Origin of the sequence: Pseudomonas sp. Z4-7 (genome assembly GCF_051131965.1) — a bacterium.
GTDB lineage: Bacteria > Pseudomonadota > Gammaproteobacteria > Pseudomonadales > Pseudomonadaceae > Aquipseudomonas.
Genome location: NZ_CP071642.1, coordinates 55,121 through 74,163 on the forward strand (window position 1 = coordinate 55,121; position 19,043 = coordinate 74,163).

Consider the following 19,043-nt stretch of genomic DNA (forward strand, 5'->3'; position numbering starts at 1 on the left):
CGATGACCAAGTATCACCCCCTTCAAGCCAATACCAGCGGCGGCCCCACACTGTTTATCGACACAGAAGCTGGCGCCTCCGATCTTCTGGAAACCGCTGCGCACCGCATCAAAGCCGCCCGCGACTTACTCAACAGTGTTTCCTATCTCTGCATGAAAAACGCCGAGGGTTATGACCTGGAGCATTTCGCCAACGCCGCGCATCTGTTGTTACAGGACGGATGTGATGCATTGGAAATGTTGGGGTGGAGTATCGGTGGAGGTGATATCCAATCCTCACCTGCTAGCGATTCTGCTGTACATCAGGCAGATCTTCCCGTCTAACCACTAAGCTGCAGAGTTGGTGGGACCTTAGGATAGGGACTGAAGTCTTTGAATGGTCCGGCCCCTTCGTGAGCAGTCTGCTCGCGATGGCGCGGGGTCAGTCAGTGAAGATGTTGAATGTGCGGGCCCCTTCGCGACCAAGCTCGCTCCCACAGGGACTCTATGTTTGCCGTAAATCTGAGCCTGCCGAAGAACCGAGGTGGGAGCGAGCTTGCTCGCGATAGCGGTGGGTCAGTTACGCAGTGCTGGCATGCGCCCCGCTGTTGCTGTTGCTGTTGCTGTTGCTGTTGCTGTTGCTCTTGCTCTGCTTTTGATTTTGATCTCAGCGCCCCGTTAACCACGCTGGCCGAACGCAGGCATTGCGCAGTGGGCAACCCGGCATGGATGCCGGGTTAGCCGCGCTGGGCCATGGATGGCCCTTCGCGGCGGCCCACGGAGCAATGCCGGAGTGAGGGCACACCGAGCCTAGGCGAGGTGCCGAGTGGTGGGGCAAAGCGCTTTTGCTTACTTTTGGCTGGTCCGGCTCCCGGCTCTTCCAAAAGTGAGCCGCCGTAAGGGCGGAACCCCAAGCAGCCGTGACCGCAGCAACGAATATGTACACCACCCCCTAAAGAGTACGCACCACCCCTGCAAACCCCCGACAACACTTCAGCGATTATGCAGATAAGCCTTCCCATAATGCCGCTCCATCCGCGCCTGAATCAGCTCCAGCGCAATGGACATCAACCAATAGATAACCGCCGCCGTAGTCAGCATCTCGATATACCGATAGCTGGAACGACCATAGGACTGCGCCAGAAACATCACCTCCCAGACCCCCATTACCGAGATCAGCGAGGAATCCTTGAGCATCGAGATAAACTGGTTGGTGGTCGGCGGGATGATGGTACGCATGGCCTGGGGCAGGGTGACGCGCCAGAAAATCACGGTTTCACCCATGCCCAGGGCGAGGGAAGCTTCCCGTTGGCCGTGAGGCACGCCGAGAATCCCGGCACGGAAGATTTCGCTCAAGTAGGCGCCGTAGTTGAGTGACAGGGCGATGATCCCCGCAGCGATGGCGCCCGGAACCACACCTAGTTGCGGCAGGCCCAGGTAGATCAGCAAGATCTGGATCAACAGCGGCGTGCCACGAAAGAACGACGCGTAGAAGCTGGCGATGCCGAACGCCACCGCACTGCTGGACAAGCGCGCCAGCGCGGTGATGAAACCCAGCAGTGATGAGGCGACGATGGAGCACAGGCACAAGAACAGTGTCAGCACTGCGCCCTGGAGAAAGCCGTTGGGCGCCAGGTGCACGCCCAGCAGGTTCGGCAGTTTGTCGAGGATGATCGAGAACTGCAGGTCGAAACTCAGGAAGAAACTGGCGAACAGCACCAGCATCGCGGCCCAGGTCAGATACAGCCGTGTGCGAAAACCGAAGATTTTTTGCAGGCGCGACTCAGCCACCGGTGGAGGTGGCTGGATAGGGGGCGGAAAAGAACTCATTGGCTGATGTCGGCACCGATCCATTTTTGCGAAAGCTTGCTCAGGGTGCCGTCCTGCTTCAGTTGGGCAAAGACTTCACGCACCTTGCTGTTCCACTCGGCGTCGCCTTTCTCGATGGCAACCGAATTAGGCTCTGAATACAGTGGCTCGCCCGCCAGCTTGAAGCGCTTGTCTTCGGTCAGGCGTGGCTGCGCGGTCACCAGGTTGGTCAGCACCGCATCCAGCCGAACCCCGGCGCCGAGTCCCAGGTCCTGGAACGCCACATTGTCGGTATCGTATGGCGCGATTTGCACATCCTCGAACGGGTAGCTCAACTGGGTATCCTCGGCGCCTTCGATCACCAGGTTCTTGTTCAGGTAGCTTTCGTAGCTGGAGGCGCTGGTGAGGCCGACTTTCTTGCCGCTCAGGTCCTTGGCGCCATGGATGCTGTCGTCCTTGGCGTTGACCACGATCACCGCTGGCGAGGCGTAGTACCGCACCGGAAAATCGAACACTTCGGCGCGCGCCTTGCTCGGTGTCATCGAGCAGATGCAGATGTCGTAGCGGCCACTCCAATGGCCGGCCGCGATCACATCCCACGAGGGCGTTTCCAAGCGCAGCTTGACCCCAAGCTTTTGCGCGACGGCCTTGGCGACGTCCACGTCGAAACCGTCAAGCTGGTTCTGGTCATTGAGAAAAGAGAAGGGCGGGTAGCTTTCCATCAACACGCCGACCAGTTCTTTTTTCTGTTCTATACGATCCAGCGTGGTGCCGGCAAAGATCGATGAGGAAGCGGCCAGCAGCGTCAAGCCCAGGGCAAGCGGTAAAGGTAATTTCACGATAAATCCCAGGCTGAAAAATAGGTTGTGATTGGCGGAAGAGTGCGCATTAAATAGTTATAAGAACGACTCCGATAGTGAGTATTTTTCATAAGCTTATGAGTGAATCGCATATGGCCGCAGCAAGGACAACTATTCTCGACGGCGGCATGGGCCGTGAGCTACAACGCCGTGGTGCGCCGTTTCGACAGCCCGAGTGGTCGGCCCTGGCCCTGAGCGAAGCGCCCCAGGCTGTGGAGGCGGTGCATGCGGCTTATATCGCCAGCGGCGCCGATGTGATTACCAGCAACAGCTACGCCGTGGTGCCCTTTCATATCGGTGAGGCGCGCTTTGCCGAGGAAGGCCAGGCGTTGGCGGCATTGGCGGGAGAATTGGCCAGGCGGGCGGTGCAGGCTTCAGGCAAAGCGGTGCGGGTGGCCGGATCGCTCCCTCCGCTGTTTGGTTCCTACCGTCCCGATCTGTTCGACGCCTCCCGCGCCAGCGAACTGCTGGCGCCATTGGTTGCTGGCCTGACATCTCATGTCGACCTGTGGCTGGCCGAGACCCAGAGTTCGACCGTCGAGGCGCGGGCCATTCATGCCGGGCTGCCGAAGGACGGCAAGCCGTTCTGGCTGTCGTTTACCTTGAAAGACGAAGACACCGATGAAGTGCCGCGCCTGCGCTCCGGCGAGCCGGTGGCGGACGCCGCGGCAGTCGCGGCGGAGCTGGGGGTCGAGACGCTGCTGTTCAATTGCAGCCAGCCCGAGGTGATTGGCGCAGCGATCGACGCGGCGCGCGAAGCCTTCGAGCGCCTGGGCGTTAAAATCCACATCGGTGCCTACGCCAACGCCTTCCCACCGCAGCCCAAGGAAGCGACAGCCAATGACGGGTTGGACCCGCTGCGCGAAGACCTCGATCCGCCGGGCTATCTGCGGTGGGCGGCGGACTGGCGCAAGCGTGGGGCCAGTCACTTGGGCGGCTGTTGCGGCATCGGGCCGGAGCACATTGCGGTGTTGGCACAGCAACTGCGCTGACCCTGGTTGCAAGCCCCGTGGCGAGGAAGCAAGCGCCCTCGCCACGAAGGCATCGCATACGCTGCGTGGTTCGCGCCGAGGGTCAGGCTCGGCACTGTGCGAGACTGCGCACCTGGCCATCCGCGCTCTGGTTTTCCTCACTCAGCCAGCGCTCGAAGGCTGCCCCGATCACTGGCCATTCCGAGTCCAGCATCGAATACCACGCGGTGTCGCGGTTCTGCCCCTTGACCACCATATGCTGGCGAAATACGCCTTCAAATGTGAACCCCAGCCGCTCGGCGGCATACCGGGAACGAGCGTTGGCGTTGTTGCATTTCCATTCCAGGCGCCGATAGCCCAGGGCGAAACACTCTTTCGCCAGCAGGTAGACCGCCTCGGTACTTTTCGGCGAGCGCTGCATCGGCGCGCCGAAGGTGACATGGCCAATCTCGATACGCCCTTGCGCCGGCACGATGGACATGAGGCTGAGAATACCTTGCACGTCGCCACTGGCGCGGTCGATCACGCTGAAGAAATACGGATCTATGTTGGCCGCATGGTTGTTCAGCCAGGTATCGAACCCGCTGCGCTCCTTGAACGGGCCGTAGGGCAGGTAATCCCAGAGCTTCGGGTCGGCGTCGGGCCCTTCGAGGGCTTGCCACAATCCGTCGGCGTGACGCGCCGGGTCGAGTTTTTCCAGGCGGATGAAGCGTCCTTCGAGCAAGCGCGTAAACGGCGCCGGGACACCTTTCCAATCAGCGAGCGAAGTGGACATGCTGCGTTCCTTAGAGGGCTTTGCGAAATTGAATGAAGCCAGGGCGTTCGGCAATCCGCTCGTAGAGCTGGATCGCGGTCGCGTTGGTCTCGTGGGTCAGCCAGTGCACTTTGCAACATCCGTCCGCCTTGGCGGTGGCGTAGACAAATTCGATGAGTTGGCGACCTGCGCCCTTGCCTCGGCAGTGTTCTGCCACCAGCAGATCCTGAAGATAGCAGGAGTTCTCCACGCTCCAGTTGGAACGGTGGTAGATGAAATGCACCAGGCCCACCGCCGTGTCGCCATCCCAGGCGAGCGCGCCATGGGTGGGCTCACGGTCGTCGAGCAAGCGTTGCCAGGTGCTCTGGCTCACCGCGTCTGGCAGTTCGGTGTTGTAGAACCGCAGGTAGGCCTGCCATAGCGGCAGCCAGGCAGCGTGGTCGGCGGCGGTGACAAGGCGGATCTCGAGCTGGCTCATGTTCACTCCTGAGGCGATTGTTCAGGCATCAGGCGTGAGAGTGCCTGATCCTGCGGGTCGGGGCTCGCGGCGAGCCCATTGCGAACCCCGGCGGCATCCGCGGGGCTGCGGTTCTGGCTGAGCTTGCGCTTGCCTTCCAGACGCTGGATGGGCAGCGCGAAGCCGACGATGGCCTTGAGCATGCTGTCGATATATTCCGCCGGGGCGTCGTCGATTTTCCATGGCTGGGCCCGGCCGCTTTCATGGCGGTGGGTGAGCTCGCCGACCAGGTTGCGCAGCCGTTGAGGATCGCTGAACACCTCGGCATTGCCATAGGCGTGGACGGCGAGGTAATTCCAGGTGGGCACGACCTTGCCGTGCTCGGCCTTGCCCGGATAGAAGCCCGGGCTGACATAAGCGTCGGCGCCTGAAAATACCACCAGCGCTTCGGCACCGGCTTCCAGGTCACGCCACTGCGGATTGGCGCGAGCCATGTGCCCATGGAGGGTTCCGTTCGATCCCTGTCGTGTGTCCAGCAACAGCGGCAGATGGCTGGCCTGCAAACCGTGTTCGCCGTGGGTAACCAATACGGCGAGGCGACAGTCATCCATCATGCGATGCAAGTGAGGCAGGTCTTCCACAGCAAAGGCTTTTGGGTTGTACATGGAAATTTTCCTTGGCGATTGGCTTCATCGTAGGCAGGCTATTGGTCTGTTGTAAGAGCCACTTCCGCCCAATTCGACAGGTCCATTTGTAGGTGCAGTCATGCGCGATGCCGTACCGCCATTGTCTTTTAATCCCGCCGGCATCGAGCTGGACCGCCGCCATGGGCTCAGTCGCCAGCTCTATCAGGCGTTGCGTGCGCGAGTACTGGACGGACGCCTGGCCAGCGGCACACGGTTGCCGGCCAGCCGCGACCTGGCGGCGGCGTTGTCGATTTCCCGCAACAGCGTGGTACGTGCCTACGACCAGCTGTATGCCGAAGGCTTCATAGAAGGGCGAGTAGGCGACGGCACCTACGTGGCGAAACTTTCACCGCTGGCATTGCCGTCTGGAAAATTATCCACAAAACCATCCACAGGGTTTTCAACAGGCTTACCCACAGCCTTATCCACAATTCAGCTTGATTCACCTGTGTTTCCACCCAGCAAAGTTATCCACAGCAACGCGCTCGAACGGGTCGAAAAGCATCATTTGGCCCAGCCCCCGAGCGGACCGCCAAGAGCGTTTCGGGTCGGCGTCCCGGCGTTCGATCTGTTTCCTTTCGACGTGTGGGCCAAGCTGAACGCGGCGTTCTGGCGAAAACCGGACCTGCAGCAGTTGTGCTACGGCGATGCTCAGGGCGATGCGCGCCTGCGCGGCCTGGTCGCGGCCTACCTGCGTAGTTCACGGGGCTTGCACTGCTCGGCTGAGCAAATTGTGATCACCAGTGGCGCGCAACAGGCGATCAGCCTTTGTGCACAGTTGCTGGTGGACCCTGGCGACATCGTTGCGGTGGAAAATCCCGGCTATCGCGCCGCGGGGCATGCGTTTGCCGTGGCCGGTGGCGATGTGCGGGGCGTGCCGGTGGACAGCGACGGGCTCGATTGTGCAGCGCTGGCTGCACTGGACCACTGTCGGCTGGCTTACGTGACGCCATCCCATCAATATCCGACCGGAGTCGTCATGAGCCTGGCGCGGCGGCTGGAACTGCTGGCCTGGGCCGGGCGCAACGATGGCTGGATCGTCGAGGACGACTATGACGGTGAGTACCGCTACAGCGGCGCGCCGCTGGCGCCCTTGGCTGCGTTGGATCGCGCAGGTCGCGTCCTGTATGTCGGGACGTTCGGCAAGGTTGCGTTCCCGGCGTTGCGCCTGGGTTACCTGGTGTTGCCGCCCGGCCTGGTCGATGCCTTCGCCCGCCGTCGGGCGGTGGATGTGCGCCATTCTGAAGTCAGCACTCAAGCGGTGATGGCCGAGTTCATGGCCGCTGGACATTTCCAGCGGCACATCAGGCGTATGCGTCGGGCCGCTCTGGCCCGCCGCGATGCGCTTCTGGCGGGCTGGCCGGAGGCTGTCGCAGGCGTTGGCGCGATGCCCACCGTGGTCGCCGGGCTGCACGTCACGGTTCCAGTGCAGAGCATCGAGCGCGAGCGCGAGCTGGTTGCCCAGGCCGCCGGCGTGGGCATCGAAATCAACGGATTGAGCAGTTATTGGCTGCCCGCCACGGCGCCGTCCCAAATCCGTGCAGGCATGGTGCTGGGGTTCGCCGCCGTGCCGCCTGCGGCGATAGACGCTGCGCTGGCCAGTCTGGCAAAAGCCTGGGGAATCCGTTGATACGGAGCCGGGCGCGCGCCCCCGGCCCTGGAGCCTATACCGAGGCTGCGGCCTGTGTCACTGGCCGGATTTAATCCGCGTCCAGGCCCTCGTCCGTGCCCGCTCGGCATCCCTCGGCAAGGGTTGCAACGTGTACAGCGTCGTCATTGCCGCCTCGGTCGGGTACAGGTTGGGATTGTTGCGGATTGCCGGATCGACCATGTCGGTGGCGTCCTTGTTCGGGTTCGGGTAGCCGACAAAGTCACTGACGGGCGCGATCACCTTCGGCTGCAACAGATAGTCGATGAAGGCGTAGGCGTCGTCCGGGTTCTTCGCGCCCTTGGGAATGGCCAGCATGTCGAACCAGATCGGCGCGCCTTCCTTGGGCAGGCGCATGTCCACGGTCACGCCGTTCTTGGCCTCCTTGGCGCGGTTGGCGGCCTGGGAGAAGCTGCCGGAGTAGCCGACCGCTACGCAGATATCACCGTTGGCGATGTCGGCCATGTATTTGGATGAGTGAAAATAGGTGATGTGCGGCCGGATCTTCATCAGCAGCGCTTCGGCCTTGGCATAGTCCGCCGGTTTTTTGCTGTTGGGATCCAGGCCCAGGTGCTGCAGGGCCAAGGGCAGGATTTCCGAAGGCGAATCGAGCAGGGCCACGCCGCACTGCTTGAGCTTGCTGATGTTTTCTTCCTTGAAGATCAGGTCCCAACTGTCCACCGGCGCATTGTCGCCCAGCGCGGCCTTGACTTTGGCCGGGTTGAAGCCGATCAGGATGGTGCCGTACATGTAGGGCACCGCAAACTTGTTGCCCGGATCGTTGGCTTCGATCAGCTTCATCAGCTTGGGATCGAGGTGGTTCCAGTTCGGCAATTTGCTGCGGTCCAGGGGCTGAAATACGCCGGCCTCGATCTGCTTGGCCAGGAATACATTGGACGGCACGACCACATCGTAGCCGGCGTTACCGGTGAGCAGCTTGGCCTCCAGGGCTTCGTTGGTGTCGAAGATGTCGTAGACCAGTTTGACCTGGCTGTGCTGCGCCTTGAAGTCTTCAAGGGCCTTGGGCGTGATGTAGTCGAACCAGTTGTAGACACGCAGGGTGCGCTCCTCGGCCTGGACCGCGCCGCACAGCAGCGTGGCGCAGAGGGCTGGAGCCATCAGACGCTTGAGTCTTTTCATGCTGATATTCCTCATTGGGCGCTTTGAAAACCTTCGAGAACGTTCACCGCATTGATGCCGATTTCTTCCACCGCATAACCCCCTTCCATCACGAACAGCGTCGGTTTGCCGAGCGCCGCGATGCGTTTGCCCATCGCCAGGTAATCCGGACTGTCGAGCTTGAATTGAGAGATCGGGTCGTCCTTGAAGGTGTCCACGCCCAGGGAGACGACGATGACATCGGCGTCATAGTCCAGGACCTCGCCGCAGGCCTGTTCGAGGGCGGCGCTCCAGCTGTCCCAGCCGGAACCGGCGGGCAGCGGGTAGTTGAAATTGAATCCCGTGCCGGCACCTTCGCCGCGCTCGTCGGCGTAGCCCAGGAAGAACGGGAATTCGGCTTCGGGATGGCCATGGATCGAGGCGAACAACACATCGCTGCGTTGGTAGAAAATCGATTGAGTGCCGTTGCCATGGTGGTAGTCGACATCGAGGATCGCGACCTTCCGGTGGCCCTGGTCAAGGAAAGCCTGGGCGGCGATCGCCGCGTTGTTGAGGTAGCAATAACCGCCCATCAAGTCGCTGGCGGCGTGGTGCCCTGGTGGCCGACACAACGCGAAGGCACTGCGGGCACCGCGCTGGATTTCGGCTTGGGCGGTGAGGGCGACCTGGGCTGCGCTGTAGGCGGCCTGCCAGGTGCCGGCGGTAATCGGTGCGCCGCCGTCGAAACTGTAATAGCCGAGTTGACCGTGCAGGCTCGTCGGGATAACGGTACGCAGGGTGCGCGCCGGCCAGGTATAGGGCAGCAGGTCGCCGTCGCGGTTGAATTCGCTCCAGCGATCCCAGGCACCCTCGAAGAATTCAAGGTATTGCGGACTGTGGATGCGCTGGATCGGCGCCAGGCCGAAATCCCGTGGCGCCTCCACCGGCCCTAACGCCCGGGCCTTGACCCGCTCCAATACATGATCGGCGCGGGAGGGCATTTCGAAGCAGGGCATCAGCTGTCCGTCCATCAACTCGCAACGTCCATGGTGCAGGTGGTGATCGTCGGAATAGATCGTCAGCATTCTTATTCTCCGCAGGGGCTGATCCGGTATCCACAGTCTTGCGGCGCGCCGCGTTTGGGAGAACGGCAGGAGAGGCCAAAAGGGGATCGAAATGGCCAAAATAGTTGACCGTAAATCGCCCCTTGTTGGCGCGGGCATGCGCCGGTTCGGGGCAACACCGATATCCAGGCCTCCCCTTATGTCCCGTGGCGAGGGAGCTTGCTCCCACTGGGTGGCGAAGCCGCCCCAAAACGCTTGACGCATCTTCTACAGATAAACCGCGTTATCCGGTTTACGACGGCTGCGCCGCCGAGCGGGAGCAAGCTCCCTCGCCACGGGGGCTGCGTTCATGGCCTGAACTGACTCGGCGCCACGCCGCTCCAGCGTACGAATGCGTGGCGGAAGCTGGCTGTTTCGCTGAAACCGAGCATTTCGGCGATCCGGTAGATCGGCAATTGATCTTCACCGAGCATCTGCTTGGCCCGTTCGAAGCGCAGTTCATCGAGCAATTCCTGGTAGCTGCAGCCCAGGTCCTTGAGATGCCGGCGCAGGGTGCGCGCCGAGCAGTTCATCTGTTCGGCCAAGCCTTCCAGGCCTGGCGGCGCATCCAGTTGTGCGGCGAGCGAGTGGCGGATGCGTCCCAGCCAGGCCTGCCTGCCAGTGAACTCGGTGTTCTGGCGGCGGCAGCGTTCGGCCATGGCGTGATGAGTGATGGGGTCAGCCAGTGGCAAGGGCTGCGCGAGCCAGTGACGATCGAAGGCGAACGCGTTGTCGATACTGTCAAAACGCACAGGGCACTCGAACAGGGCCTCATAACGTGCCTGATAATCCGGTGCCGAGTGTTCGAAACGTGTCGCCCGCAAGGGGAGCGCATAACCGAGCAGGTCGTTGCAGATGACCCTCAGCGAGACCATGCAGAACTCGGCATTGAACACCGCCAGGGCCGGGTTTTCCCGATAGTCGCTGGCGCTGAGCCAGATGTGCTCGCCGTCGTCTTCCAGTGTCAGCTCAAAAAGTGTTCCCAATAACGCCGGGTAACGCAGCGCCAGGCGTAAAGCGTCACCTAAGGTGGCGCTGGTGAGCAGGGCATAGCCGAGCATGCCGTAGGACGAAACGTGCATGTTGCGGCCCAATTCCAGGCCTATGTCACGTTGAGCGCCACGGCGTTGGCGCAGACCTGCATCTCCTGGTTGGTGGTGATGCGTGTGTCCGCCCGGCTCAGGTCCGCCAGGCTGATGCCGCTGCCGGCCAACAGCGCTTCACTGGGCAAGCCTTCGTTCTTGAACGCGTTGAGCACCAGGGAGACCGCGTTGAGCGTGGTGAGGTGGGAATGCAGCATGGTCCGTTTCCAGCCTGGGGAGACCAGATATCGAGCAAGTTGCATGCCGCCTGTTTTACGGGAGGAGCCGGAAATCGCCAGCAACAAAAGCGATAACCAGATACCGCACGTCGTAGACGAGCGTTGCCTAGCATGGCGCAACTACGGTTCTGGCCCGGCAATGGGCCTTTCATTCCACTTGCATAGGGAAATGCCCATGTCTGTTTTTAATGCGATCCCTTACCCCAGCCTTCAGTGGCCTGCTACCGATGTCGATTCGTTGGTCTTGAGTCTTCACGGGGCATTCACCTTGCGCCCGACATTGAGGGAGGTCGCACAGCGCACCCTCCAGGAGGTGTTCGACGACCGTTATCCCGCGCTGGACATATCGGTCGCCGACGCCGTGCTGGTTGAACCCCGATGGCACCTGATGGAAGGGCAAAACCTTTTCGACGGGTACATCCGTCATCCATTGACCGATCTGTTGCTCGAGTGTTGTCGCAGCGGGACCGCCAGGGCCTTGAAGCCGGAGAGCTTCCTTTCGAAATCCGCGAGTACGGACCACCCGGAAAACGTAGGGATTCCCCTGGCCGACATTCAACAGATACTCGGGCAGCGGGGCCCACTGTTGCTGGAGTGCTATCAACAACGTCTGGTGGACTTCTGGAGCCAGCCGCAAGGGAGCCGCGTCAGCGTCTGGCGACAGGTCTCCGATCTTCTCCGGACACAATTGCAACAGGCTTCTGCGGGGTTGGGGAGCGAAGAATATGCGACCGTCCAGGCCGTCCTCGATTTCCCCGACAATGGACAGCGCCAAGATGTGCTGGGAAATACCGCGACTCAAGCCTTCATTACCCATGTCCATGGCACCGACCCTGACACCCACCGAGCCGACGATGTTCTGGTTCTGTCGATGACACGTAACGTGGACGGACGCGAGATTGCGTTGCTGTTCACCCTGTCGGGCGGGGTCGAGGTGTTCAGCTCGGAGTCTGCGATGGAGGAATCCTGGTTCGGCCGGCGCTCGCCTTACTGGGAATTGAGCAATTACATTCCAGAGCACGACATCTTCGATGCATTGACCTTATGCCTGCTGGAGGGACAGCTACGAAAGATTGCGACGATCGAAGCTTCCGGCTTTACCGAGTCGAAGGGTTTTGAACGTAGAGTGGCGCAGCTTTCCAGCCTGAGCCTCCTGCTGGGTGCATTGCGTTCAGGGCATGAAGCCAGGCGGTCGACATTGCTCGACTTACTCCCACCCTGGCTCAAGCAGGCCTCGTCGGCGGACCGTGCCACCTACAGCCGACTGCTGTCATCGCTGGCGACGCTGCACCGCAAGGGTACCTCATTCATGCGGGGAATCCCGACCATCGGCGAGTTCGCCGAGCAGGCCCTCAAGGCAGAAATGCTCAAGGACGACCGCACACGTGCTGACGTGTGCATCGGCGAAATAAAGGTGACGTTGCAGCGGATGACGGACACTGTGTTCGAGATCGTTGATCCGCCTTATCCTCCATTTCGCTATGTAACTGAAACCCAGACGTTTCCCCAGATGGCGATGGCAAACCTCGGTGCATTCCCTCTCGCGCCAATGCACCACATTACCTACCGGGACGGCGAGCCACCGACCTGGTTGACCTATGATTATCTGCGAGCGTTGACTACACGAGCCGATATCGGCAAGCACTATCCCGAACTGCTCCGGTACAAGCTGCTGGACGAGCGGGAAGCCGTCAGCAGGCAAAGGGACTTTTGCAACAGCCTGGGCGTCTTGCTGCCGCTACTGGCGTTGGAACTGAAAATCAAGAACAGCCTGACGGACCTGGCTTATCGCTACGTTGTCGCCGCGCTGCAACCGGACGTCCTCGGTCGCCGGGTCGAGGGACAGGACATCGTCGTCAGGCCGTTGGGCTTCCTGACGGATGCCGATGCGACACCGGATGGGGTGATGAACATGTTCGTGATCGGTCCGGCGAACGTCGCGATGGGGCCATGCATCCTTTATCGGCCTGCCTCTACCGCGCCCCTGATGGAGTTTTCCTCGCGGATGTCACTTTTTGCAGCGATCAAGGAGCAGGGGCAATTGCAGGACAGCGTCCTCGCCGGGCTGTCGGTCTCTGTACGCGCCATCTATGCCAATGGCGGTTTTGATGAGCCTCACACAACCCGGATTATCTTCTCCGATTTTGATGTGATCCTTGCTCCAGAGCCGGCCCGGCTCAACGGCATACCACTGCGCGATGAGGTTGCCACGGCGCTGTACAGGGCCTGCGCCCAGGCCTTGATCGAGCAGGCCAAAGAGGCTTCGGTGTCTGACGTCCAGGAGCGTTGGGAGCGTTTCAGGCAATTCGCCTGGGGCACGTTCAACCTGTTGCTGCCGCTGCTCGACGGCCCGCTGGCGCTGGTCGGTCTGTTGGTCCAGCTCACCGCCAGCCTCGATGAGCTGGTCGAAAGCCAGAGCTGGGAGAACCACAGCAGCGAAAACCACAGCAGCGAAAACCGCTCCCAGGCGCTGGCCGACGTATTGATCGGCCTGGCGTTGGCACTCGTGCAAGGGGGAAGGCAACTGAGCGACATTTCCCGCCTCGATGAGTTGCAAGTGGCTGGTGGTGAAACCAGCGTTCCACGTGCCTTGCTCGACACTGCGATCCACACGTCATCGACATCCTCCGTTTCCGCTCGCCCGTCCGCAGCGAAAGCTAGGCTGTTCTACGGATGGTCGAGCCCGCCTGGCCGGTTTTCCGCCAGGGAGCTGGTCCGGCTCGACACGTTCAAGCTGGAGGCGTTTTCCGCAGTGCAAGGTTATGTGGCCTCGGGTGAATATCGCGGGCTCTACCAGCTGGGTAGCGAGTGGTATGCCAGTGTGGAGGGGGACTGGTACCGAGTGTCACCCAGGGAGGAGGGCGTGGTGATTATCGACACGGCTCATCCGGCGCGAACCGGCCCCTGGCTCGAAAACGACGGGCAGGGTCGGTGGTGTTTTAGCTACGGCCCGCGCTTGTTGGGCGGGGCTGGAGGGCTGAGCGCCAGTGCCAGAAAGAAACTCAAGGGATTGGAAAAAAAGGCGCGGGAACTGCTTGCTACGCTCAGACAAAGCCAGGCCGAGGCCCGGCGGCTGAGCACCGGAAATAGTCCTTCGATCGATGTGCAAGACATGTTCTTGAACAAGGCCGGTGAGTTGGATCGCCATGCTCTGGACATGGCGCAGTTGACCCAGCCGCTTGGCGAGCAGGCGCCGCAGGTGTTGATCGAGCAATTGCGGGCCGGAGCCAGGCAACTTCGGGCGCTGGGGCGAACGACCCGTATTGCCATGCTCAAGTCGAGACGCCCGGATGTCGGCGCGGTGGACTATCTGTTGCAGGAGCGCCAGGTCAGCATCCGCAGGCTCGGCGAGCAATTGGACTGTTCCGGCGGCAAAGGCCGCGATTTCCTGCAGGAGTACGAGATTCGCGACACGGTTAACAATCGCGTGCTGTGGTATGCGCACTTCCATTACCCGAAACAGGACACTGCGCCGCAGGATTTTTCCAAGGCCCATCTGAAGACCGCAGCGCAGCGTAGGCAAGGAGTTGCCTTTCAGGTCTCCCAGCAGCAAGCCGGGCAATCGGTGGAAAGGATTTGGCGTAGCGATATCGGGCGACAGGCGGCCTCCAGATTGTTCCTGTCGGCTTGATCCATCGAACCACTGAGGTATTCATGGTTCTTCATAAGAGCTCCGAGATCGATATAGACCCACGCCGCTCATGCGGCGCGGGTCTATCGGAGCTCACGTCAGGCCTGGAGAGAGAGGGACTACTATCAGAACTGACAGTTGACCTGGCAGTCCCCACGGGCAGGGCTTCGCCAGGAGGTCATGCCAGTTCGCCGCAAAGATCCAGCTCAACCAGCCGCCGAACCTCATCCACCGGCAACCCGGCACCGATCAAGGCCTGCAACTTGCCGAACGCGGCCTCGCGGGTCATGCCGCCGCCGGACAGCACGCCGACGCCGCGCAAGCGACTGCCGGCTTCGTAGACGTCCAGCTCGACGCCGCCTTCATGGCATTGAGTGACCGCCACGACCACCACTCCGCTGTCCCGCGCCCGTTCCAGGCTGGCGAGGAAGGCCGCGTTGTCGCTCGGACCGGTGCCGCTGCCGTAGCACTCCAGCACTAGGCCCTGGATGCCGCTGCCCAGCAAGCCGTCGATAACCTCGGCGCCAATGCCAGGGAACAATGGCAGCACCACGACGTTTGCCAACTGTTTCGGCTGGTTGTAATTCAACTGCGCCGGCAGCGACGTGGCCTTGATGCCGCCGCCCTGGCGCTCCAGGCGCTTGAACGGATGACGACCAAAGCTGCGCACCTTGGCGCAACGGGTCGGCGCCAGCAGTTCACCGTGGAAATACAGGTGCACGCCCGGCGCCAGGCCCTGGCCGAGGGCGACCAGCGCGCCGCTGAGGTTTTCCCAGGCGTCGCTGTCGGTCACGCCGGCCGGCAGCATCGAACCGGTGAAGCAAACCCGCGCGTGCAAGCCGAGCAACTGGAAGCTCATGGCGGCGGCGCTGTAGGCCAGTGTGTCGGTACCGTGCAGGATCAGCACACTGTCGCAGCCTTGCACATCCACGGCATCGACCACTGCTTCGCGCAGTTGCTGCCAGTAGGCCGGGGTCATGTTGGCGCTGTCGATCAGCGGCGACATCTCCCGGAAACGCCATGGCGGGATAACCAGTTCGGGCTGGCTGTGCAGGTAGTCGCGCATCCGCGCTTCGAAACCGGATGCCGGGGCCAGGCCGTTGGCGCTGGCCTGCATGCCGATGGTGCCGCCGGTATAGAGCACCATGACGTGTTGGGCGGCAGGATAAGTCGAGGCATTCATGGGTGTTCTCCGAGGACGAAAACAGCAGCTTCATTTGCTGCTGCAACATAAGGCCGAGCATGACGCCGACCTTGTGTTGTGTCACGCCGGGCGCAGGGGATGCGCCCGGTTTTTTTCAAACGGACTGTTGATCAGCGTTGCGCTGCAGCCAGGCCCGCCGGAGCGTTTCCAGATTCGGCGGCAGGTGCCGATGGGGTCGCTGGCCAGGCCTTGCGGTCCAGGTCCAGGTCCGGGAACTTGCTCGAGTCGAACACCGGCACCTTGATGCCAGCCGAACGCTGGTCGTCATAGTCGCGCAGGATGCGCATGCCGACCTTGAACAGCAGGAACAGCGCGATCAGGTTCACGAACGCCAGCAGCGTCATGGTGATATCGGCGAACGCGAACACGGTGCCGAGGTTCTCGATGGCGCCCCAGAAAATCAGTCCCAGGACCAAGGCGCGATAGGCCATCAGCGCCTTGCGGTTTTCACCTAGCATGAAGCGCAGGTTGTTTTCGCCCAGGTAATAGTTGTAGAGGATCGAGGTGAACACGAACAACGACAGGGCCACGGAGATGAATATCCGGCCCCAGTCGCCGACGACGGCCGCCAGGGAGTTCTGGGTCAGGGCAATGCCGTCGCCTTCGAAGCCTGGGGTGTAGAAACCCGACAGCAGGATCAGCAGCGCGGTGCAGGTGCAGATCACGAACGTGTCGAGGAAAACGCTGAACGCCTGGACCACACCCTGGGCGACCGGGTGCTCTACCGACGCCACGGCGGCCACGTTAGGCGCACTGCCCAGGCCGGCTTCGTTGGCGAACACGCCACGCTTGACGCCCATGACGATGGCGCTGCCGATCAGGCCGCCAAAGGCCTGGTCCAGACCGAAGGCGCTCCTGACGATCGTCGCCAGCATGCCCGGTACATGTTCGAATTGCAGCACGATCACGTAGAGCGTCACGGCGATGTATGCCAGGGTCTTGACCGGTACCAGCAGGTCCGCAACCTTGGCGATTCGCTTGATCCCGCCGATGAATACCAGGCCCAGCAGCACCGCCAGGCCGAGGCCGGTGTAGGTGGTATCGAGGCCGAAGGCGTTATTCAGGGAGTGAGTGACGGCGTGGGCTTGCAGGCCGTTGAAGGCGAAGCCGAAGGTGATCAGCAGCAGGAACGCCATGATCATGCCCAGCCAGCGTTTCTGCAGGCCGTGCTGGATGTAGTAGGACGGACCACCACGGAACTGGCCTTCGGAATCGCAGCGCTTGTAGAGCTGGCCGAGGGAGCACTCGAAGAAGCTGCTGGACATGCCGACCAGCGCGGTCACCCACATCCAGAACACCGCACCGGGCCCGCCGAGGGTCACGGCGATGCCGACACCGGCGATGTTGCCCGCGCCGACACGGCCGGCAAGGCTGAGCATCAGGGCCTGGAAGGAGCTGAGCTGGTCAGTGCTGCTTTTCAGGCTGTCCCGGAACACCGAGAACATATGAAAGAAATGACGGAACTGGACGAAACGCGAGCGGATCGTGAAGTAGCCACCGAGCCCGACAATGAGCACGATCAGCACTTTCCCTGAGAGGAAGTCGTTGATGACTTCGAGCATGAGTATTCCTCGCTGTTTTTTGTTTAAGCAAATGCTGGCCATTTGGAAACATCGTGTTACATCGGCCGGCGCGCGGCACGACAGTTGAGGCGATGTTCGTCCCGGTCCACTTCGCGGGTTTGTTATTAGTTCGGTTTTCGCATGTTGTGAGGTCTCGCTACCGACGACCACTCATGCGAAGAGGGGCGGCACTATACCTATCAGTGCGGCGCCCGTCTGCACAGTTGTGGTGCGTGCGACGAAACGGACCCTTGTATCTCCTGGCCTATCGGTCAGGTTCTTGTGGAAGTGAGCCGGCTCCAGATAGCTGGCGACGCGGGGTACAACGGCAGCGCGTCGCTGTTTATCGCGAGTAGGCTTGCTCCTACAAATTTGCTCCCGCTTTCAGTTGTCGGTTAAAAAAAAGGGCTTGGGGAACGAGTCCCCAAGCCCTCAAAAGGTGAGAGGTGTCTAGTCCCTCGACCTGGTGAGCAGTGGTCGCGTCGATCAAGCCTTCAGAGGGACCAGACGCGGGGCAATCATGTTTTCCGGGCGCAGGATGTCGTCGAGCATGGCGTCGTCGAGCAAGCCTTCCTCGCGCACCAGTTCCAGCACGCCGCGGCCGCTTTCCAGGGCAACGCGGGCGATGCGGGTGGCGTTTTCATAGCCAATGTACGGGTTCAGGGCGGTAACCAGGCCGATCGAGTGCTCGACCAGTTCGCGGCAGCGCGCTTCGTTGGCGGTGATGCCGACGATGCAGTGCTCGCGCAGCATGTCCATGGCCCGTTGGAGCAGGCGGATCGAGTCGAAGATCTTGAAGGCGATCAGCGGCTCCATCACGTTCAGTTGCAGTTGGCCGCCTTCGGCCGCCATGGTCAGCGCCAGGTCGTTGCCGATAATCTGGAACGCGACCTGGTTCACCGCTTCAGGGATCACCGGGTTGACCTTGCCAGGCATGATCGAACTGCCTGGCTGGCGGGCCGGCAGGTTGATCTCGTTGATGCCGGTGCGTGGGCCGCTGGACAGCAGGCGCAAGTCGTTGCAGATCTTCGACAGCTTGACCGCGGTGCGCTTGAGCATGCCGGAGAACAGCACGAAGGCGCCCATGTCGGAGGTCGCTTCGATCAGGTCGGCGGCCGGAACCAGCGGTTGGCCGCTGATGGTCGCCAGGCGTTGTACGGCCAGGGCCTGGTAACGCGGATCGGCGTTGATGCCGGTACCGATGGCGGTGCCGCCCAGGTTCACTTCGGTGAGCAATTCAGGCGCCAGGGTTTTCAGGCGCGCCAGGTCTTCGCTCAAGGTGGTGGCGAAGGCGCGGAATTCCTGTCCCAGCGTCATCGGCACGGCGTCTTGCAGTTGGGTACGGCCCATTTTCAGCACGTGGCTGAATTCCTCGCCCTTGGCGGCGAACGCCTGGATCAGGCTGTCGAGGCTGGCCAGCAACGCGTCGTGGCCCAGCAGCAGACCCAGGCGGATCGCGGTCGGGTAGGCGTCGTTGGTCGACTGCGCCATGTTCACGTCGTTGTTCGGATGCAGATACTGGTATTCGCCCTTCTGGTGACCCATGGCCTCCAGCGCGATGTTGGCGATGACTTCGTTGGCATTCATGTTGGTCGACGTGCCGGCGCCGCCCTGGATCATGTCCACCACGAATTCTTCGTGGAAATCGCCGCGGATCAATCGTGCACAGGCTTCGCTGATGGCGGCGTGCTTGGCTTCGCTGAGTTGGCCCAACTCACGGTTGGCGTCAGCGGCGGCTTGCTTGACCATTGCCAGACCGACCACCAGTTTCGGGTAATGCGAGATCGGGACGCCGGAGAGACGAAAGTTGTTGATCGCTCGCAGGGTCTGGATGCCGTAATACGCTTGCGCCGGTACTTCGAGTACGCCAAGCAGGTCTTTTTCTGTGCGGAATGATGCAGCGGAGGACATGATGTCAATCATCTCAATAAGGACCCGGTCTGAGCCGGAACGCTGTGAAT

Annotated in this window: 14 protein-coding genes and 1 pseudogene; 4 read left to right on the forward strand and 11 right to left on the reverse strand. The window is 61.5% G+C overall.

The features are described 5' to 3' along the window. Positions 1–2: 2 nt before the first annotated feature. Positions 3–323 carry a hypothetical protein gene (locus J3P91_RS00235; RefSeq protein ID WP_434602389.1) on the forward strand — a complete coding sequence of 107 codons (321 nt, stop codon included), beginning with the start codon at positions 3–5 and terminating at the stop codon, positions 321–323. A 648-nt stretch (positions 324–971) separates the two neighbouring features. On the opposite strand, the gene J3P91_RS00240 is transcribed toward J3P91_RS00235, so the two are convergent. Both J3P91_RS00240 and J3P91_RS00245 read right to left on the reverse strand, forming a co-directional pair. Next, a complete protein-coding gene (locus J3P91_RS00240) occupies positions 972–1,808 on the reverse strand; it encodes an amino acid ABC transporter permease (protein WP_434602390.1) in 837 nt (278 codons plus the stop codon). Further along, entirely contained in the window at positions 1,805–2,626 is an 822-nt protein-coding gene (locus tag J3P91_RS00245; protein WP_434602391.1) for an ABC transporter substrate-binding protein, read from the reverse strand. Before J3P91_RS00245 ends, J3P91_RS00240 begins: the two co-directional genes overlap by 4 nt. Positions 2,627–2,739: 113 nt before the next feature. On the opposite strand from J3P91_RS00245, the gene J3P91_RS00250 reads away from it, so the two are divergent. Beyond that, a complete protein-coding gene (locus J3P91_RS00250) occupies positions 2,740–3,639 on the forward strand; it encodes a homocysteine S-methyltransferase family protein (RefSeq protein ID WP_434602392.1) in 900 nt (299 codons plus the stop codon). Between the two features lie 82 nt (positions 3,640–3,721). On the opposite strand, the gene J3P91_RS00255 is transcribed toward J3P91_RS00250, so the two are convergent. From J3P91_RS00255 to J3P91_RS00265, 3 genes are read right to left on the reverse strand one after another with little or no spacing between them, the layout of a single operon-like run. After that, positions 3,722–4,393, reverse strand: a complete 672-nt coding sequence (locus tag J3P91_RS00255; RefSeq protein ID WP_434602393.1) for a GNAT family N-acetyltransferase — start codon at positions 4,391–4,393, stop codon at positions 3,722–3,724. A 10-nt stretch (positions 4,394–4,403) separates the two neighbouring features. After that, entirely contained in the window at positions 4,404–4,850 is a 447-nt protein-coding gene (locus J3P91_RS00260) for a GNAT family N-acetyltransferase (RefSeq protein WP_434570605.1), read from the reverse strand. 2 nt (positions 4,851–4,852) lie between these two features. Further along, positions 4,853–5,494 (reverse strand): FMN-binding negative transcriptional regulator, encoded by a 642-nt coding sequence (locus J3P91_RS00265; RefSeq protein WP_434602394.1) that lies wholly within the window; start codon positions 5,492–5,494, stop codon positions 4,853–4,855. A 100-nt stretch (positions 5,495–5,594) separates the two neighbouring features. Between J3P91_RS00265 and J3P91_RS00270 the strand changes: the two genes are divergently transcribed. Further along, positions 5,595–7,145 (forward strand): PLP-dependent aminotransferase family protein, encoded by a 1,551-nt coding sequence (locus tag J3P91_RS00270; RefSeq protein WP_434602395.1) that lies wholly within the window; start codon positions 5,595–5,597, stop codon positions 7,143–7,145. Positions 7,146–7,202: 57 nt separating this feature from the next. On the opposite strand, the gene J3P91_RS00275 is transcribed toward J3P91_RS00270, so the two are convergent. From J3P91_RS00275 to J3P91_RS00285, 3 genes and pseudogenes are all read right to left on the reverse strand, one after another. Beyond that, positions 7,203–8,303, reverse strand: coding sequence for a polyamine ABC transporter substrate-binding protein (locus tag J3P91_RS00275; protein ID WP_434570599.1), 1,101 nt, complete (start codon positions 8,301–8,303; stop codon positions 7,203–7,205). An 11-nt stretch (positions 8,304–8,314) separates the two neighbouring features. Next, entirely contained in the window at positions 8,315–9,346 is a 1,032-nt protein-coding gene (locus J3P91_RS00280; RefSeq protein WP_434602396.1) for a histone deacetylase family protein, read from the reverse strand. 326 nt (positions 9,347–9,672) lie between these two features. After that, positions 9,673–10,664 (reverse strand): annotated as a pseudogene (locus tag J3P91_RS00285) (AraC family transcriptional regulator). Between J3P91_RS00285 and J3P91_RS00290 the strand changes: the two are divergent. Next, positions 10,663–14,316, forward strand: a complete 3,654-nt coding sequence (locus tag J3P91_RS00290; protein ID WP_434602397.1) for a dermonecrotic toxin domain-containing protein — start codon at positions 10,663–10,665, stop codon at positions 14,314–14,316. The pseudogene J3P91_RS00285 and the gene J3P91_RS00290 overlap by 2 nt on opposite strands. Before the next feature lie 178 nt (positions 14,317–14,494). On the opposite strand, the gene J3P91_RS00295 is transcribed toward J3P91_RS00290, so the two are convergent. The 3 genes from J3P91_RS00295 to aspA all read right to left on the reverse strand — a co-directional run bounded on the left by J3P91_RS00295 (position 14,495) and on the right by aspA (position 18,993). After that, the gene (locus J3P91_RS00295) at positions 14,495–15,499 is read right to left on the reverse strand and encodes an asparaginase (protein WP_434602398.1); all 1,005 of its coding nucleotides are present in this window, start codon (positions 15,497–15,499) and stop codon (positions 14,495–14,497) included. 131 nt (positions 15,500–15,630) lie between these two features. Further along, positions 15,631–17,082 carry an alanine/glycine:cation symporter family protein gene (locus J3P91_RS00300; protein ID WP_434602399.1) on the reverse strand — a complete coding sequence of 484 codons (1,452 nt, stop codon included), beginning with the start codon at positions 17,080–17,082 and terminating at the stop codon, positions 15,631–15,633. Positions 17,083–17,568: 486 nt separating this feature from the next. Next, a complete protein-coding gene (aspA, locus tag J3P91_RS00305; protein WP_030139110.1) occupies positions 17,569–18,993 on the reverse strand; it encodes an aspartate ammonia-lyase in 1,425 nt (474 codons plus the stop codon). Positions 18,994–19,043 lie beyond the last annotated feature (50 nt).